We start from the raw sequence: 15,766 nt of genomic DNA, 5'->3' as shown, positions 1-15,766 counted from the left end.
GTCACGACTGGCCGCTCCCGCTTGCGTCCTCGACCGGACTCTCCAGGAACTTCGCTACCAGCGCTCGCGCCCGGTGCGCGTCCGACCGCGCCACCAGCAGGTCGGCCCACACGCCGCGCGCGGCTTCGAAGACGCCCTCGTAGCCGGGGACCCCGCGGCGCCGCACCAGCACGCGGAAGCCCGCTTCGCGGAGCACGGCGGCGAGCAGGTCCGCTTCCACCTGCGTGCGGGCCCGGTGCGCGACAACCAGCGCGTCGGCGTCGCCGAGAATCCAGCGCCGCAGCAACTCACCGATCAAGTGCGCCCTCCCCGCGGCAGGTAGACCTGGGCGGGAACCGTGTGGCCGCCGACGCGCACCGACAGGGTCCGCCGCTCGTACTCGACCTCGTAGGCGTCCAGACACCGCAACGACGCCGCGTCCACGCCCCGCAAGAGCAGTCCGTGCACCTCCGCATGGGGGTCGGGTGCGATCTCCTCGTAGCCGGACCGCGACGTCTGAGGACCGACGGCGCGCCATCCCGGCAGCACCGCAGGCTCGGTGTCGAAGGCTCGCCCGGTCAGCCGTTCGACCAGAGCCGGGTCACGGAGGGTGCCGTAGGCGAAGACGTCGGCCGTCGACGCCTCCACCAGCCGCAGCGCTTGCCGGTAGGCCGTACGCCGCCGGATCCCGTGCGAACGCGCCACCGCGTCGGCCGCGTCCCGCACAGACGCCCCGCGCGCGAGCGAAGCATGCAACTCGGACTCGGCTTGGACGTCCGCCGCCCCGTCTGCGGACCGGCCTCTCTCCAGGACGATCGTGATCTCGCCCCGCGGTGGGTTCGTCTCCGCGTGGGCCAGCGCCTGGGAGAGCGTGCCGCGGAACACTTCCTCGTGGCGTTTGGTCAGTTCGCGGCAGATCGCCACGCGGCGATCCCCCAGGCGCCGGTGGAGGTCGCGCAGCGTGGCCACCAGGCGCTGCGGCGCCTCGAACAGCACCAGCGTCCCCGGTTCCCGTGCGACCCCTTCCAGCAGCCGGTCGCGCGCGCCTGGCTTGCGCGGCAGGAAACCCAAGAACAAGAAGCGGTCGGTCGGCAGCCCGGAGGCGACGAGTGCCGCGAGGATCGCGCTCGGCCCCGGCACCGGCACGACCGGGATCCCTTCCGCGGCACAGCGCCGCACGATCTCGTATCCCGGGTCGGACAGCCCCGGCATTCCCGCGTCGCTCACCAGCGCCACCGACCGGCCCGCCTTCATCTGCGCAACGAGTTCCTGCGCGCGGCGGCGCTCGTTGTGCTCGTGGTAGCTCACCGTGAGCTTCCGGATGTCGTAGTGCGCCAGCAGCTTGCTGGTGTGCCGCGTGTCCTCGGCTGCGATCACGTCGACCTCTTTGAGGATCCGCAGCGCGCGCAGCGTGATGTCCTCCAGGTTGCCGATCGGCGTCGCCACCACGTACAGCGTCCCGCCGGTGTGCGTCCTCATGCCTCCTCAGCCTCGCATCCCCGCATCGAGCTAGGACCGCCGCGCCGTTCGCCGGCCGACCAGCGCCTTTGCGCTCCGAACGCCCAGCACCCGGCGCAACAGCGCCACGGCGCCAACCTTGTCCAGCGGCGTGTTGGCGTTCCCACACTTGGGAGACTGGATGCACGAAGGGCAGCCGTCTTCGCACGGGCACCGCTCGATCGCGTCCAACGTGGCGCGCATCCACTCCTCCAGAACGCGAAAACCCCGCTCGGCCACTCCCACCCCGCCCGGGTAGCCGTCGTAGACGAAGATCGACGGGCGGCCCGTCTGAGGGTGCAAGGGGTAGGACACGCCGCCGATGTCCCACCGGTCGCACATCGCAAACAGCGGCAGCAGCCCGATGGCAGCATGCTCCACCGCGTGCACCGCGCCGGCGAGGTCGAAGTCCGCCAGTTTCCGGGCGATCGCCGGGGGCACGTCGAAGCCGACCGCCACTGTCCGCAGGACCTCCGCGGGCAGGTCCAATCCCACCACACCGATCACCTCGTCGCCGAACAGACGCTTGCGCGCGTACTCCACGACGTGCGTGGTGACCTCGACCTCTGCCAGATATGCCTCCGCATCCCCGAACGGCGAACAGGCGCGGACAGCGCGGATCGCAAGGTCCGTCACGGTCCTCGGCTCGGTGTAGTGGTCGACCTCGGCGCGCCGGACCGTTGCCACCTTGCGCGCCACGTCCAGATCTTCCACGAGGTAGGTCTCGCCGCGGTGCAGGTACACCGCGCCCGGATGCACCTGCTCGAACGCCCGCCCCTCCTCCACCGTCCCGACCAGACGCCCAGTGGGGTCGACGATGTGGTACGTCCCACCGGCTGATCGGATGCCGACCTGTCGCGCGGGATACGGCGCGCCGCGCCAGTACCAGCGGGCGTGGCGGCTCTGCAGCTCGCCGATCTCCTCCAGCACCGGGGCGATCGCACCGGCGGTGGATCCGAACAGCGTCAGGTCCTCTTCGCGCAGCGGCACTTCCGCGGCAGCGCAGCGGAGGTGGCTGGCCAGCACGTACGGATTCTCGGGGTCGATGACGGCGGCTTCGACCGGGCGGCCGAACAGGTAGCCGGGGTTGCGTGCCAGGTACTGGTCCAGCGCGTCGTCCGTAGCGATCAGGATGGTCAGCGCCTCCTGCCTACCGCGGCCCGCACGGCCTGCACGCTGCCACGTGCTGGCGACCGTACCCGGGAAGCCGACCAACACCGACGCGTCGAGTCCCCCAACGTCGATGCCCAACTCCAGAGCGCTCGTGGCGACCACGCCCAGAAGTTCTCCGCCGAACAGCGCCCGCTCGATCCGGCGGCGCTCGCCGGCCAGGTAACCGGCGCGGTAGGGGCGGATGCGCCCGGCCAGCTCGGGCGGCAGCGCCCCGGCCGCCCTGCGGTAGATCAGCTCGGCTGTCTTGCGGGCGTTGACGAACACGATCGTGCGCACGCCGGCTTCCACCAGTCGACAGAACAACCACGTGGCCTCGCCGTACGGGCTGCGTCGCAATCCGTCCGCGCCGTGCGGCGGGTTCCACAGCACGAAGTGGCGGGCGCCGCGCGGGGCACCGTCGTCGTCGATCACCTGCACCGGAACGCCGACGAGCCGGCTGGCAAACTCCGCGGGGTTGCCCAGTGTGGCCGACGCGCACAAAAACTGCGGATCGGCACCGTACACCCGGCAGACGCGGCGCAGCCGCCTCAGCACGTTCGCGACGTGGCTGCCGAACACGCCGCGATAGACGTGGAGGTCGTCCAGCACCACGTACCGGAGCCGACGGAAGAAGGCCCGCCAGCGGAAGTGCTGGGGGAGGATTCCCACGTGCAGCATGTCCGGATTCGTCAACAAAATCTGCGCGCGATCGCGCACCCGCGCGCGCTGGTCGGCAGGGGTGTCGCCGTCGTAGATGCCCGCGCGCACCGGCACGCCGTATCCGTTCAGGACGTCCAGCTGGTCTTGGGCCAGCGCCTTCGTGGGAAAGACGTACAGCGCGCACGACGGGGGATCGCTCAGGAGCGTCTCGAGCACGGGGAGGTTGTAGCACAGGGTCTTGCCGCTGGCGGTCTGCGTGGTGACGACGATCGCCTCGCCGGCCCGCGCGGCGTCGAGGGCCTGCGCCTGGTGCACGTATAGCTGCGAGATCCTCTGGCGGGCGAGCGCTGCAGAGAGGGCATCCGGGAGGGGGCGGCGTGGGCGCGCGTAGCGGGCGGGGCGGGCCTCCAGGTGCTCCAGGTGGACGATGCGATCGCCCGCCTCCCGTCGGAGCGTCTGGAGGAACCCCGACACGCCCATCGCCTTGACGCTCCCTTTGGCTTCGTCTAGCATCAGAAACTGCCCGGGATGGCCGGAGTGGCGGAACGGCAGACGCGCTACGTTCAGGGCGTAGTGGGCGATAGCCCGTGGGAGTTCAAATCTCCCCTCCGGCACCACGACCGTCGCGCCGGCATCGGCTTTCCCGTGCGGCGCGTGCGACCACTCGCTTCGATCCCTCCGGCACCGATGCCGTGGACGACCTCTCCGTGACGGACCCAGATCTCGCCGTGCTTCATCACCTGCGCGGCTTCCCCGACGAGCTGGAGCGCTACGCGAACCTGGTGAAGCAGGCGCACCCGCGCGGCAGGTCGGCCATCGCGATGATCATACAACGGCCGGGACCCGACAGCTTCCTGCGGCGGGTCGTGCGGGCGGTCCACGACGGCGAACGGATCGTCACCACGGTGGATGCGGCCGAAAGGCTCGGGATGACGCCGGCCGAACTCTTGCGCCGTCTGGACGCGGGGGAACTCCCTTTGCCTCTGTTCCGGGACGGGCGCAAGGTGATCTGGGGAGCGGATCGGCTGACCGGCCGCGCGCCGAAGACCGACGGTGTCCCCTGATGGCCCGCCTGGCCCTGTACGTCGTGTGCCGGTCGTGCGGCGAGGAGTTCGACACCAAGATCCGCAGCGACACGCGATCGTTTCAGCGGGGTTCGTTCGCCGCGAACTACCACACCTGCCCCCGGTGCGGGGCGGCGGAGACCTACCGGAAGGCGGACTACGTCCTCTATGACGCCCGCACCGGAGAACGGATCGCGCAAACCGGTTGAGCGGGGCGAGCACGGGCCCGCTACCGATGCTGCTCGATGAACCGCTGGACGTCGCGCAGCAGCCGGACGGTTTCCTCCTCGAACGTGTCCTGGATCAGCGAGAAGCGAGCCTGTTGCTCCAGGCTCAGCGCGGTGCGCGTCCGTTGGAGGATCGCGGCGCGGCGTTGCTCGAACTGCGTCTTGACCGCGTCCAACTCCGCCACCTTGGATCGGATCAGCGCGCGGTTGGGCGGCCGCTGCTGCAGCAGCGCCCGGATTTCCTCGCGCAGCTCGCCCTGCCGTCGGGCGAACTCGAAACGGGCGCTCTTCAGGGCGCGGACCTGCGGGAAGATGCGGGCGATCTGTCCTTCCGTGAGGTCCAACTCGTCCACCAGCCGCCAGATCAACAGCGCTTCGAGGATGCGTGCGGCTCGCTCCGCGGGCAGGGCACGCTGCGCGAGGGCGGCGCCGCCGACGGCGAGCACGCAGGCGGCGACGACCACCGCCACGCGCGCGGCACCCTCCAAGCGCGCCAGAGGTCTACGGGTCATCGCCCGGCGGCAGGGAGTCGTCGAAGTGCCAGGCCGGCCGGATCCCGGCGCCAAACTCCCTCGCGAGCGCGTCGACGGCAGGGAGGATCTCGTGCATCGACGCGGTGACGACCCCCTTGGGGATCGGATCGGGAGGCTGCGAGACCGGCACCCGGAGACGTTGCGTCGACACCGCGGCCAGCACCACCGCAGCGAGCAGCCCGGCCACGACCGCCGCGAGGTGTCGTGAGGGCCGTATCCTCACGCCGATCGCCCCCTCCAGAGACCGGTTCAGCGTCTCCCAGTAGCCGCGTGGCGGAGACGGATCCGGCAGATCCCGCAGCAGCGTCACGATCTCGCCCAGTGCGGCTGCCCGGGCACGGCATTCGGCGCACACGGCCAGATGGGTGCGCACGGCCTGTCGCGCGGTCGGCTCGACCGATCCGGTGAGCACGTCCAGCAGCAGATCCTCGACTTCGGCACAGGGAGGCCTGGTCCGCATCAGTCCTCCGTCACCGTCACCAGGTGGCGCAGCTTCTGGCGCAGCTTCCGCAACGCCGCAAACACGGTTGCCTTGACGGTCCCCTCCGAGCAGTCCATGATGTTGGCGATCTCGGCGTACGGAAGGTCCAGGTAGAGCCTCAGCACCACCGCGGCTCGCTGGCGCGGTGGCAGCGCTTCGACCGCCGCCGCGATCTGCCGCCCGCGTTCCCTGCGCTCTGCGATTTCCCCCGGCCCATCGTCCGGCGGCGCCGGCCGATCCGGCAACGCCGCAACGAGAACGGGCGCGCGTGCTGTCCGCACCAGATGGTCCAACGACGCGTTCACCGCGATCCGGTACAGCCAGGTGCGCAGACTCGAAGTGCCCTCAAACGACCGGAGCCCGCGGAAGGCACGCACGAAGGTGTCCTGGACGACGTCGGCGGCGTCCTCGTGGTTGCCGGTCATGCGCCGTGCGACCCGGTACACCGTCCGGCGGTACTTGATCACGAGAGCGGCGAAGGCGCTCTGTTCCCCGCGGCGGAATGCGACGATCAGTTTGCGGTCCTCGCTGTCCATCACCGGTCGTCCGCCTACTCACCTCGTCCCATTCTAACGTAGACGCACGGCCGGACCGATCGGTTTATCGGACCCCGGCTGGCCCGAAAATTGCTTGGCAGCGCGTTCTTGGGAATGGAAGGAGGAATCCGGGCGGGGTCGAAGGAAGAGCCACACGACGGCGGGGGCACCAAGATGCGGGAAACGGTCCTGACATGCCCGTACTGCGAATGCGTCATGACAGAGCGCTGCGAGTCGCGCTGCGAGGAAGCGTCGTGGTACGAGTGTCCGATCTGCGGCCACCGCGTCGAGCACGACGGTAGCTTGCGCTCCCTCGACGACGACATGCCGTCCCAGCTGTACCTGCAGTGACGTCCGGACCCATGACCCTCCCCCTGAGCCGACCCTGCCCGGAGTGTGGCGCCGACATGGAACTGCTTGCGTCCGACGACTCCGGTGCCGTCGTGCTCTACGAGTGCATGGAGTGTGGGTTCCAGAGCGAGGAGCGCGTGGAGAACGTCCTGGAGGAACCGCTGGACGGGGAGGACGCAGCGGTGGGGGATCCCGACGCTGACGACGAGCCCTTTCCCGAAGACGGCGAGGACGCCTACGTCGACCCCGACGAGGAAGACTACCTGGACGAAGAGGACGAAGACTGGCAGTAGGCGGTTTGATGCGGCGGAGCGTGAGCAGGGCCGCACGACGCAGGACGGGCAACGAGGGGATCATCGCCGACCGGTCGGGACGGCCCATGCGGATCTCGCACACGGTTGTGGGATCGCCGCTGGGCAGGCTCCTGCTGGCCGCGACGGGAAGGGGTGTGTGCGCCGTGGCCTTGGGAACGTCGGCGGCCGGGTTGCAGCGCGCCCTGCGCCGGGCGTTCCCGTCGGCGGACATCCGCAGGGACGACGCGGGCCTGCGTCCGTGGGCACAGCGGTTGCTGGACCACGTCGGGGGCCGCCGGGCGGACTTGGACCTGCCCCTCGATGTCACCGCGACGGCGTTCCAGTCCCGGGTGTGGGATGCGGTGCGCGCCATCCCCTTCGGGCAGACCCGATCCTACAAGCAGATTGCGACCGCCATCGGCCGGCCGCGTGCCGTGCGAGCGGTGGCGCGCGCCTGCGCCGCCAACCCGGCGGCCGTCGTCATCCCCTGCCACCGCGTCGTACGCGAAGACGGCAGGATCGGCGGATATCGCTGGGGCGCCCGGCGCAAAAGGGCCTTGCTGGCGTACGAGCGCCGGCGCTCCGGGGATCGGTAGGTGCCCCGCCCGCAGGATCCCTCCTCATCGGCTGAACACGACTTGCCCGCCGACGACGGTCATGCGCACGCGCGCGTGTGCCAGGGAGGACGGGTCGCGGACGATGTCGTGGTCGAGCACAGTGAGGTCACAGACCTTTCCTTCTTCTAAGCTCCCCTTGACGTGTTCCTCGCCCGAGGCGTAGGCGGCTCCGTTCGTGTACGCGCGCAGCGCCTCCTCCACCGTGAGGGCCTCCTGCGGGTACCAGGGATCGCGACCGTCGTGGGGGTCGCGACGGAACACGGCCGCGTGCAATCCACGCAGGACATCGAGCGTCTCCACCGGGGCATCGGACCCGAAGGCCAGCACCGCGCCGGCGTCTGTGAGCGACCGGAAGGCGTAGGCATACCGTGCGCGCCGACCCCAGTAGCGATCGGCCGTATCGCGATCGCTCGTGCAGTGGATCGGCTGCATCGAAGCCACCACGCCGATGCGCGCGAACCGCCCGATGTCGTCAGGATGCAGCAGCTGCGCGTGTTCGATCCGCTGCCGCAGCCCGAACCGGCGTGCAGCGGGTTGTGCGGCCTCGAACGCATCGAGGACCCAGCGGTTGGCCCGGTCGCCGATCGCGTGGACCGCGCACGCCAGCCCCGCCTCGGAGGTCCGGCGCACGAGCACCTGCAGCTCGTTTTGCGTCCGGGTCGCGATACCGACGTTGTCGGGCTGCCCCTCGTACGGCTCCAGCAGGCTGGCCGTCTGTGAACCGAGCGTGCCGTCGGAGAAGATCTTCACGAAGCCCACGCGCAACGTCTGGTCACCCAATCCGGACCGAACGCCGAGCCGGATCGCGGCGTCTGCGTCCTGCTCCGGGATGCCCATGACCACGCGCAAAGACAGCCGACCATCGCGGTGCAACCGCTGGAAGGCCCCGAACACCCGGCTGTCCTCGACGTCATGGATGCCGGTGATGCCCGCCGCATGGGCCAGCGGCAGGGCCTGGAGGATCGCGGATTCGACCTCCTCGTCGCCCGGTGGGGGCAGGACACGCGACACGAAGACCTTCGCTTCTTCCTTGAGGATGCCGGTCGGCAGTCCGTCTGCGCGCTCGATCTGCCCGCCCGGTGGATCCCCGGTGTCCGCCGTCACGCCGGCCCGGGTCAGCGCCAGCGAGTTGCACCACACCAGGTGCCCGTCCTTGCTGGTCAGCGCCACGGGATTGGAGGGGGAGATTGGGTCGAGGTCTTCCTTGCGCGGGGAGCGGCCCTCGGGCCACACGTTCTTATTCCAGCCCCGGCCCCAGACCCACGTCCCGGGTTTCGCGGCGGCGACGGCCTGTGCGACCCGGGCCACCGCCTCGCGCAAGGAGGCCGCCCCTTCCAGATTCACGGTGCGCAGCGACAGACCGAAGGCGGCAAAGTGGACGTGGCTGTCGGTGAATCCGGGGAACGCGACCCCACCTGCGAGATCGACCGCCCGGAAGCGCGAAAACGCTGCGCGGATCTGGGCGTCCGACCCGACGCCGACGATCCATCCGCCCCACGCGGCCACCGCCTGCGCGACGGTTCCGGAACGATCCAGCGTGTAGATCCGGCCGTTGTGGAACCGCGTCCCCTCGCGCGCCTCCTCTCGGCGAACCTGCTCCATCGGCGAGCGCCCTCCTCCGGCGAGACGGCCAGCCCGACGGCGTCGGGCTCCCTGCGCACGTCTCGATTGTACGCGGTTGTGCGATCCTGCCGGCGGTGCGATCCTCGACATGTGGGCTCACCGACCGGGGTCGTCCTCGCGGGTGGGAAGAGCCGGCGCATGGGGTGCGACAAGGCCACCCTACCGCTTGGGGATCGTAGCCTGCTGGCGCACGTCGTCGGCCGCCTGCGTGCGGTGTGCGCGCCGGTGCTCGTCGTGGCTTCCCGGCCTGACGCCTATCCCGACTGCGGGGTGCCGGTGATCGCCGACCGCTGGCCCGTCGGGGGCCCGCTCGCCGGCCTGCACGCCGGCCTTGCGGCGGCCCGCACCGACTACGCGGTGGTCGTCGCCTGCGACCTTCCGTTCATCACGCCGAGCGTGCTGCGCGGGTTGGTCGAACGCGCTGGGGGATTCGAGGCCGCGGTACCCAGGGTGGACGGAGTTGCACAACCGCTGTGCGCCGTCTACCATCGCGGCGTGGAGCCCGTCGCCGAGGCGCTGCTGCGCCGCGGAGTCCGATCGGTGCGGGCGCTGCTGCGACGCCTGCGCGTCCACTACGTCGGCGAGGACGAACTGCGCGCGTGGGACCCGGATCTGCGCAGCTTTTTGAACGTCAACACGCCCGCAAACTACGAGCGGGCGCTCGCGATGCTTTGACACCTACCCCCCGACCCGCATGGACAGCTGGATCCTGTGCGACCCGGCGTAGACGTTGAAGCGCTCACCGCGCAGGAAACCGACGAGGGTCAGGCCGAATTCCCGCGCGGTCGCGACGGCGAGGCTGCTGGGAGCCGACACCGCGCAGAAGACGGGGATTCCGGCGGCGACCGCCTTGTGCACCAGCTCGAAGCTGGCACGGCCACTCACCATCACGAGGTGGTCCCGCAACGGGAGCCGATTCTCCAGGAAGGCCCATCCCACCAGTTTGTCCATGGCGTTGTGCCGGCCTACGTCCTCGTACACCGCGACCAACTTGCCGGAGGGGTCGAACAGCGCCGCCGCGTGCAACCCTCCGGTCAGCCCGAACAACCCCTGCGCCGAACGCAGCGTGCCCGGGAGCGCGGCGACCACCTGGACGGGGACCCGCGGACCGTCCGGCAGCGGGGCGCCCCCGCGCGAGCGGATCGCCTCGAGGCTCGCCCTGCCGCACACCCCGCACGCGCTGGTCGTGTAGAAGTGCCGCTCCAGCGGTGCCAGATCGGGCAGACGATCGGAGCGCAGTTCCACGTTGACGACGTTGTAGTGCTGCTCGGCGGGCGGACCCAGGCAGTACGAGATCCGGAGGACGTCCTCGCGGGACCGCACGATCCCCTCCCCGAACAAAAAGCCGGCCGCCAGCTCGAAGTCGCCGCCCGGCGTACGCATCGTCACCGCGACCGTGCGCTGCTGGCCGCCCGCCACCAGCCGGATCTCCATCGGTTCTTCGGTGGCGACCCAGTCGGCGCGCGATCCGGCCCGTTGGCCCGCGACCACCCATAGGCGTGTGCGCGTCTTGCTCCCAGGTCTGTGACGCATCTCAGGTCCCCGCGGTCGACCCTGCGGGCCGCTCGACCTGCACGACGGCGTTGTAGTCTGGAATTCCTGCCTGCGGCGAACGGCGGCCCCGGTCCATCAGCACGTTGCCCTCCGGCCAGTGTACCTGCAGCGTGCCCGGCTTCACCGGGGCCACCAGGATGCGGCCCCGAAACTGGCCAAACGCGTTGCGCAGGATAACGGGATCGCCATCGCGCAGCCCCAGCCTCGCCGCATCCTGTGCGCTCATCAGGACCGCTTCGCGCACGGCGCCCGTCAGCGCGTCGCGCCGCTCGTGAACCATGCTGTTGAACTGCTTGCCCCGCCGCGTCGCCACGATGAACGATCCATCGGGGACATCGGTCCGGGGCAGCGGCACCACCGCAAAGCGCGCCCGACCGTCTGGGGTGGGAAACTTCCAGCCCCAGCACAGGTGTGCACCGCCGTACTGGAACTGGTCGCCCCCGCGCTGGAGGTGCTGGATGCCGTCGTAGAACGGCACCGCGCGCGCGATCTCCTCGCGGATGGCGGGCGTGCCCGAAAAGTGCAGCCGGCCGGCCAGGTCCGGTCGCACACGGCGGGCGAGGTCCATGAACACCTCCCACTCGGGCCGTGCCTGCGGGATCCGGGGGCCCGCCACCTCCGGGCTCAGGATCACCCGCCGCTCGGTGCTGGTCTGGGTGACGCCGCCGGGCACCTCGTAGCGCGTCGTCGCGGGCAGCAGCACCACGGCATCGGCCGCGTCCACCAACATGGAGCGCGACAACACGATGTCCATGTGCACACGCAACGGGATGCGCTCGAGCGCCTCGCGGACGTACGCCGGATCGGGGAGGACCTCCAGGAAGTTGCCGCCGGCGCTAAACAGCACCTCGAGTCGACCCTCGTGCGCGGCATCCACCATCTGCGGCGCGGTCAAACCCGGCCGGTCGGGTACCGGGAAGCCCCACAGCTCGGCGAAGCGCTTGGCGTTGTGCGCGTCGATCGGCAGCCCCCCAGGCAGCGCCGTCGCGTACGCTCCCATCTCGGCCCCGCCCTGCACCCCCGAGTGCCCCCGGATCGGCATCAACCCGCACTTGTCGCGCCCCACGAAACCCTTGCTGAGTGCGAGGTTGACGATCGCGCGCACGTTGTCCTCGCCGCACTCGTGCTGGGTCACGCCCATCGACCACACGAACACCGCGGTCCGGGCCTCGGCCAGCATCCGCGCCAGATCGACCATCTCGGCACGCCCCAACCCGCTGCCCCGTTCCAGTGCCTGCCAGGACTGCGCCCGCAGGGCCTGGGCCACCGCCGCAAAGCCCGTGGTGTGCGACGCGATGAAGTCTCCGTCCACCCAGCCGGCCTCGACCATCGCCTTGAGCACGCCGCTGAGGAACGCGACGTCTCCGCCCACACGGACCTGGAAGAAGCGGTCCGCGATGCGCGTGCCGAACAGCGCGCTCTCCAGCACCGAGGGCACCCAGTAGCGCTCCATACCCGGCTCCCGGTAGGGGTTGACCACCGCCACACGGGTCCCGGCACGCCGCGCGTAGTACAGGTACTTCATCATCACCGGCTGGTTGTTGGCGACGTTGGACCCGATGAAGACGATCAGGTCGGTGCCGATCAAATCCGTGTACGAGCAGGTCGTGGCGGCCACGCCCACGGCCTGCTTGAGCGCGAAGGTGCTGGGTGCATGGCACACGCGGGCGGCGTTGTCGATCGAGTTGCTGCCCATCGCCCGCACCGCCTTCTGGGCGGCGTAGTAGTGCTCGTTGGGCATGCCGCGGCTGGTGAGGTAAAAACCGATCCGCTCGGGACCCGCGGCGCGGATGCGCTCGGCCGCCAGGTCGAGTGCTTCGTCCCATGAGAGGGGCCGGAAGCCCGGCTCTGCCCGCCGTCGGATCATCGGGTGGGGCAGACGACCGAGGCGGCGCAACTCCTCGCCTCGCTTGTACTTCAGCGCTGCGACATCTTCGAGCAGTCGGGCGTCCAGAGCCGGCATCGTGTTGAGGCGCAGCAGGCGCAGCCGGACGTTGCACAGGTGCACGCCCTCCACGGTCCAGTCGCGCAGACCGGCCGTACCCAGAGCGCAGCCGTCGCACACACCGTGGGCCAGCACACGCCAGGCGTAGCCCAGGCGGTCGAGGTTCTCCCACACCGCGTGGGCGATCTCCAGGTAGTTGTTCGGGCGCTGTTCGCCGATGCCCAGCGGTCGGCGGCTGGCCCACAGCCTGGGATCCCAACCGCGCACCTGGAAGGTTCTTCCCACTGCGCGCCTCCGGAACTCCGCTGCGGACCGTGGCGGTGCCCCCGTCGGAGCCTACAGACCCGCCATCCAAGGGATCAGTACGCGCGTGCGAAGTAGACGGCGCAGACCGCCGGACGCCCACACGCGACGCACACCCCGTCGGCCGGCTCGTCCGTGATCACCCGCGGCGAGGCGCCGGTTGCCTCCCGCAGCCGGTTCTCACATGCCGCGTCACGGCACCACAGGACGCGGACGAACCCGCGGCGCTGCCCGATCGTCTCGACCGCCTCGTCGAACGTCGAGGCCTGCAGCGTCTGCGAGTCCAAAAACGCCTTCGCGCGTTCGTACATGCGCGACTGGATCGCCCCGAGTTCCGCGGCCGCCGCGTCCGCGACGCCGTCCAGCGGCACCGGCCGCCTGCCGCCTTGCCCGTCACGGGCCACCAAGATGGCCTGGTGGGCCCGCAACTCCTTGGGACCGATCTCGACGCGCAGCGGTACGCCGCGCATCTCCCAGTCGTTGAACTTCCACCCGGGCGTGTAGGCCTCCCGCTCGTCCAGTCTCACCCGCATCCGCCCGGCGAGTTCCGCCGCGACGGAGCGCGCGGCGTCGCGGACCGACGGCTCCTGCTCGAACCGGATGGGCACCACCACGACCTGGATCGGGGCGATGCGTGGGGGCAAGAACAGGCCGCGGTCGTCGCCGTGCGTCATGATCGTTGCACCCAGTGCGCGCCACGACAGCCCCCACGACGTGGTCGAGACGTACTTGCGCGTGTTGTCGGCGTCCAGGAACTGGATGCCGAACGCCCGGGCGAAGTTCGTACCGAAGAAGTGGCTCGTGCCCGACTGCAGCGCCTGCCCGTCGGGCATCATTGCCTCGATCGTCAGGCTGTAGATGGCGCCGGCGAATTTCTCGCTGTCGGGCTTTCTGCCCGCGAGCACAGGAACGGCCAGCTCCGTCGTCACGAAGTCCTCGTAGACGCGCAGCATCCGCCAGGTTTCCTCCTCCGCTTCCTGTGCGGTGCGGTGCGCGGTGTGCCCCTCCTGCCACAGGAACTCCATCGTGCGCAAGAAAAAGCGCGTGGACTTCTCCCAGCGCACGACGTTGTTCCACTGGTTGATGAGGATCGGCAGATCGCGGTACGACTGGATCCACTTGGCGTACATGTGGCCGATGATCGCCTCCGACGTCGGCCGCACCGCCAACCACTCGCTGAGCTGTTCTTTGCCGCCGTGGGTCACCCAGGCCACCTCCGGCGCAAACCCCGCCACGTGCTCGGCCTCCCGCTCCAGGAAGCTGCGCGGAATGAACAGCGGGAAGTACGCGTTGGCATGGCCCGTCTCTTTGAAGCGGCGATCCAGCGCGGCCTGCATCAGTTCCCAGATTGCGTACCCGTATGGCCGGAAGACCGTCATGCCCCGCATCGGCGCGTAGTCGGCCAGCTCGGCTTTCAACACGACCGCGGTGTACCAGTCCGAGAAGTTCGCGGACTTGCTGGGGATCTCCCGGACGATCTCCTTTGTCTCCATCGACGGCCTCCAAACGAAACCGCCCCGTCCGCTGCGGGACGGGGCTGCCGTGGTACCACCCGAATTCGGTAGCCCGCAGATCCGACATCCTGGCCGGGAGCATCGGCGAGCATCCCCGCCCCTGCAACCGGCACCACCGCCAAGGCCACCGCACTCTCGCCCGGCTATCGGCGGGCCACCCGGAAACGTTCGCCGCGCGTGCGGCTGCGTTTCGGCTCGGAGGGGGGTTGCGGACGCACACCGGGCCGGCTTTGCACCCTTTCCGGCTCGCTGGTCCGACTGCTGCGTCCGCTGGACCTCGTCGTCGCCTGCACAGAAGTCTACCACACCCCGTCACACAATCGTTACGCACCGTCGGCAGGAGGCCGCGCGGTGCGCGGGAAAGACCCTTACCGCATCCTTCCCTGGTGCAAAGGGGTGATGCCGTGTACCTGTTCCACCCCCCGGTGACCGATTTTCCGATCGCGCTGTGGATGACGAGCTTCCTGTTCGACGTCCTGAACTGGTTGAGACCGCGCGACCTGTACCGGACGATCGCCCTCTGGCTGATCGGGCTGGGGCTGCTCGCCGCCCCCGTCGCGATCGCAACCGCATTTTACGACTTCGCGCGCCTCGCCCGCGACGGCGTAGGAACGGCGTTCCTCAGCCGCCACGTCGTACACAGTACGCTCGCCTACGCCACCACCTTCGTGTACCTGGCCTCGTTCGTGCTGCGCTGGCGCGCGCCCGATGCACGCACCTGGATCGCCGTCGCCGCGCTCGCGGGGCCCGTGCTCGTCGTGCTGACCGGGTACTGGGGCAACCAGATCCGGCAGGTGATGTAGGCGGCGGTCACCGCACCTTCGCTTCGCTCTCCAGCAGCCGCTGCGCCTCGTGCAGGTCCGATTCCGTCTCAACGACGAAGAACGAGCGGAGATCCGGATCCAGCCAGCGGCACTCCGCCTCCGTGACGATCCGCGCGCGCAGTCCCCGCAGGAACCGCCACAGCGTCTCTCCCCGCACCGCCATCTCCTCGAGGACGGGGTGACAACCGCGCGCGTACACCGCGTGCAACGCGTGAGGTCCGTCCGACAGGACCGGGATGACGACGTCCGCGAGTTCCGCTTGCGACGCCATCCACCGCACGAGCCCGGGGTTCACGAACGGCATGTCGCAACCGCAGACGAAGCACCATTCGGCGGTGGCGGCACGGAGCCCGGCCGCCAGCCCGATCAGGGGGTGGGTCATCGGTTCGGGGTCGACGACGACGTGCAGGCCCAACTCGGCGAGCGCGCGGTCCTTGGCAACGACGAGGATCTCGTCACAGGCAGAGCGCAACCGCTCGACGACCAGGCAGACCAGCGGTCGCCCCGCCAGCACCGCCCGGAGTTTGGGGACGGCGCCGATCCGGCCGGGACCGCCCGCCAGGACGATGCCCGTGAGGGACCCGCTCACGGCCGGTATTGTAGCAGCCCGCCG

The 15,766-nt window shown here is 70.0% G+C and carries 18 protein-coding genes and 1 tRNA gene; 8 read left to right on the top strand and 11 right to left on the bottom strand.

Annotated features, from left to right (window positions below; all coding sequences use genetic code 11):
• Position 1 precedes the first annotated feature (1 nt).
• Genes QN163_02170 through QN163_02160 form a run of 3 tightly spaced genes read right to left on the bottom strand, consistent with a single transcriptional unit; the run spans position 2 to position 3,801 of the window.
• Positions 2-298 carry a hypothetical protein gene (locus tag QN163_02170; GenBank protein MDR5682821.1) on the bottom strand — a complete coding sequence of 99 codons (297 nt, stop codon included), beginning with the start codon at positions 296-298 and terminating at the stop codon, positions 2-4.
• Positions 295-1,458, bottom strand: coding sequence for a 16S rRNA (cytidine(1402)-2'-O)-methyltransferase (rsmI, locus tag QN163_02165; GenBank protein MDR5682820.1), 1,164 nt, complete (start codon positions 1,456-1,458; stop codon positions 295-297). The genes QN163_02170 and rsmI overlap by 4 nt, the downstream gene beginning before the upstream one ends.
• A gap of 30 nt (positions 1,459-1,488) precedes the next feature.
• The gene (locus QN163_02160; protein MDR5682819.1) at positions 1,489-3,801 is read right to left on the bottom strand and encodes a DEAD/DEAH box helicase; all 2,313 of its coding nucleotides are present in this window, start codon (positions 3,799-3,801) and stop codon (positions 1,489-1,491) included.
• A gap of 18 nt (positions 3,802-3,819) precedes the next feature.
• Between QN163_02160 and QN163_02155 the strand changes: the two genes are divergently transcribed.
• The 3 genes from QN163_02155 to QN163_02145 all read left to right on the top strand — a co-directional run bounded on the left by QN163_02155 (position 3,820) and on the right by QN163_02145 (position 4,561).
• Positions 3,820-3,905, top strand: a tRNA-Leu gene (locus QN163_02155).
• Positions 3,906-3,995: 90 nt separating this feature from the next.
• The gene (locus tag QN163_02150; protein MDR5682818.1) at positions 3,996-4,352 is read left to right on the top strand and encodes a hypothetical protein; all 357 of its coding nucleotides are present in this window, start codon (positions 3,996-3,998) and stop codon (positions 4,350-4,352) included.
• Positions 4,352-4,561: a hypothetical protein gene (locus QN163_02145; GenBank protein ID MDR5682817.1), complete on the top strand. Its 210-nt coding sequence runs from the start codon at positions 4,352-4,354 to the stop codon at positions 4,559-4,561. The genes QN163_02150 and QN163_02145 overlap by 1 nt, the downstream gene beginning before the upstream one ends.
• Positions 4,562-4,581: 20 nt before the next feature.
• On the opposite strand, the gene QN163_02140 is transcribed toward QN163_02145, so the two are convergent.
• The 3 genes from QN163_02140 to QN163_02130 are packed head-to-tail and all read right to left on the bottom strand — an operon-like array spanning position 4,582 to position 6,129.
• The gene (locus tag QN163_02140) at positions 4,582-5,091 is read right to left on the bottom strand and encodes a hypothetical protein (GenBank protein ID MDR5682816.1); all 510 of its coding nucleotides are present in this window, start codon (positions 5,089-5,091) and stop codon (positions 4,582-4,584) included.
• Complete coding sequence (locus tag QN163_02135) at positions 5,081-5,572, bottom strand: zf-HC2 domain-containing protein (GenBank protein ID MDR5682815.1); 492 nt, start codon at positions 5,570-5,572, stop codon at positions 5,081-5,083. Before QN163_02135 ends, QN163_02140 begins: the two co-directional genes overlap by 11 nt.
• Positions 5,572-6,129, bottom strand: coding sequence for a sigma-70 family RNA polymerase sigma factor (locus QN163_02130; GenBank protein MDR5682814.1), 558 nt, complete (start codon positions 6,127-6,129; stop codon positions 5,572-5,574). Before QN163_02130 ends, QN163_02135 begins: the two co-directional genes overlap by 1 nt.
• Before the next feature lie 216 nt (positions 6,130-6,345).
• On the opposite strand from QN163_02130, the gene QN163_02125 reads away from it, so the two are divergent.
• The 3 genes from QN163_02125 to QN163_02115 are packed head-to-tail and all read left to right on the top strand — an operon-like array spanning position 6,346 to position 7,369.
• Positions 6,346-6,480, top strand: coding sequence for a hypothetical protein (locus tag QN163_02125; protein MDR5682813.1), 135 nt, complete (start codon positions 6,346-6,348; stop codon positions 6,478-6,480).
• Between the two features lie 56 nt (positions 6,481-6,536).
• Positions 6,537-6,773 carry a hypothetical protein gene (locus QN163_02120; GenBank protein ID MDR5682812.1) on the top strand — a complete coding sequence of 79 codons (237 nt, stop codon included), beginning with the start codon at positions 6,537-6,539 and terminating at the stop codon, positions 6,771-6,773.
• A gap of 8 nt (positions 6,774-6,781) precedes the next feature.
• Positions 6,782-7,369 carry a methylated-DNA--[protein]-cysteine S-methyltransferase gene (locus QN163_02115; protein ID MDR5682811.1) on the top strand — a complete coding sequence of 196 codons (588 nt, stop codon included), beginning with the start codon at positions 6,782-6,784 and terminating at the stop codon, positions 7,367-7,369.
• A gap of 24 nt (positions 7,370-7,393) precedes the next feature.
• Here QN163_02115 and QN163_02110 read toward each other — a convergent pair whose 3' ends face one another.
• The gene (locus QN163_02110; GenBank protein ID MDR5682810.1) at positions 7,394-8,992 is read right to left on the bottom strand and encodes an amidohydrolase; all 1,599 of its coding nucleotides are present in this window, start codon (positions 8,990-8,992) and stop codon (positions 7,394-7,396) included.
• Between the two features lie 78 nt (positions 8,993-9,070).
• Here QN163_02110 and QN163_02105 point away from each other — a divergent pair, with 78 nt between their 5' ends.
• The gene (locus tag QN163_02105) at positions 9,071-9,688 is read left to right on the top strand and encodes a molybdenum cofactor guanylyltransferase (protein ID MDR5682809.1); all 618 of its coding nucleotides are present in this window, start codon (positions 9,071-9,073) and stop codon (positions 9,686-9,688) included.
• Between the two features lie 3 nt (positions 9,689-9,691).
• Here QN163_02105 and fdhD read toward each other — a convergent pair whose 3' ends face one another.
• The 3 genes from fdhD to proS all read right to left on the bottom strand — a co-directional run bounded on the left by fdhD (position 9,692) and on the right by proS (position 14,308).
• Complete coding sequence (fdhD, locus tag QN163_02100) at positions 9,692-10,546, bottom strand: formate dehydrogenase accessory sulfurtransferase FdhD (protein ID MDR5682808.1); 855 nt, start codon at positions 10,544-10,546, stop codon at positions 9,692-9,694.
• Position 10,547: 1 nt separating this feature from the next.
• Positions 10,548-12,797: an FdhF/YdeP family oxidoreductase gene (locus QN163_02095; GenBank protein MDR5682807.1), complete on the bottom strand. Its 2,250-nt coding sequence runs from the start codon at positions 12,795-12,797 to the stop codon at positions 10,548-10,550.
• Between the two features lie 74 nt (positions 12,798-12,871).
• A complete protein-coding gene (gene proS / locus QN163_02090) occupies positions 12,872-14,308 on the bottom strand; it encodes a proline--tRNA ligase (protein MDR5682806.1) in 1,437 nt (478 codons plus the stop codon).
• 425 nt (positions 14,309-14,733) lie between these two features.
• Between proS and QN163_02085 the strand changes: the two genes are divergently transcribed.
• Complete coding sequence (locus tag QN163_02085; protein MDR5682805.1) at positions 14,734-15,132, top strand: DUF2231 domain-containing protein; 399 nt, start codon at positions 14,734-14,736, stop codon at positions 15,130-15,132.
• Positions 15,133-15,139: 7 nt separating this feature from the next.
• Here QN163_02085 and QN163_02080 read toward each other — a convergent pair whose 3' ends face one another.
• Complete coding sequence (locus tag QN163_02080; GenBank protein MDR5682804.1) at positions 15,140-15,742, bottom strand: molybdenum cofactor guanylyltransferase; 603 nt, start codon at positions 15,740-15,742, stop codon at positions 15,140-15,142.
• Positions 15,743-15,766: the final 24 nt, after the last annotated feature.

This window comes from Armatimonadota bacterium, assembly GCA_031432545.1.
Classification (GTDB): domain Bacteria; phylum Sysuimicrobiota; class Sysuimicrobiia; order Sysuimicrobiales; family Sysuimicrobiaceae; genus Caldifonticola; species Caldifonticola tengchongensis.
This window is presented reverse-complemented; position numbering and strand designations above follow the sequence as displayed.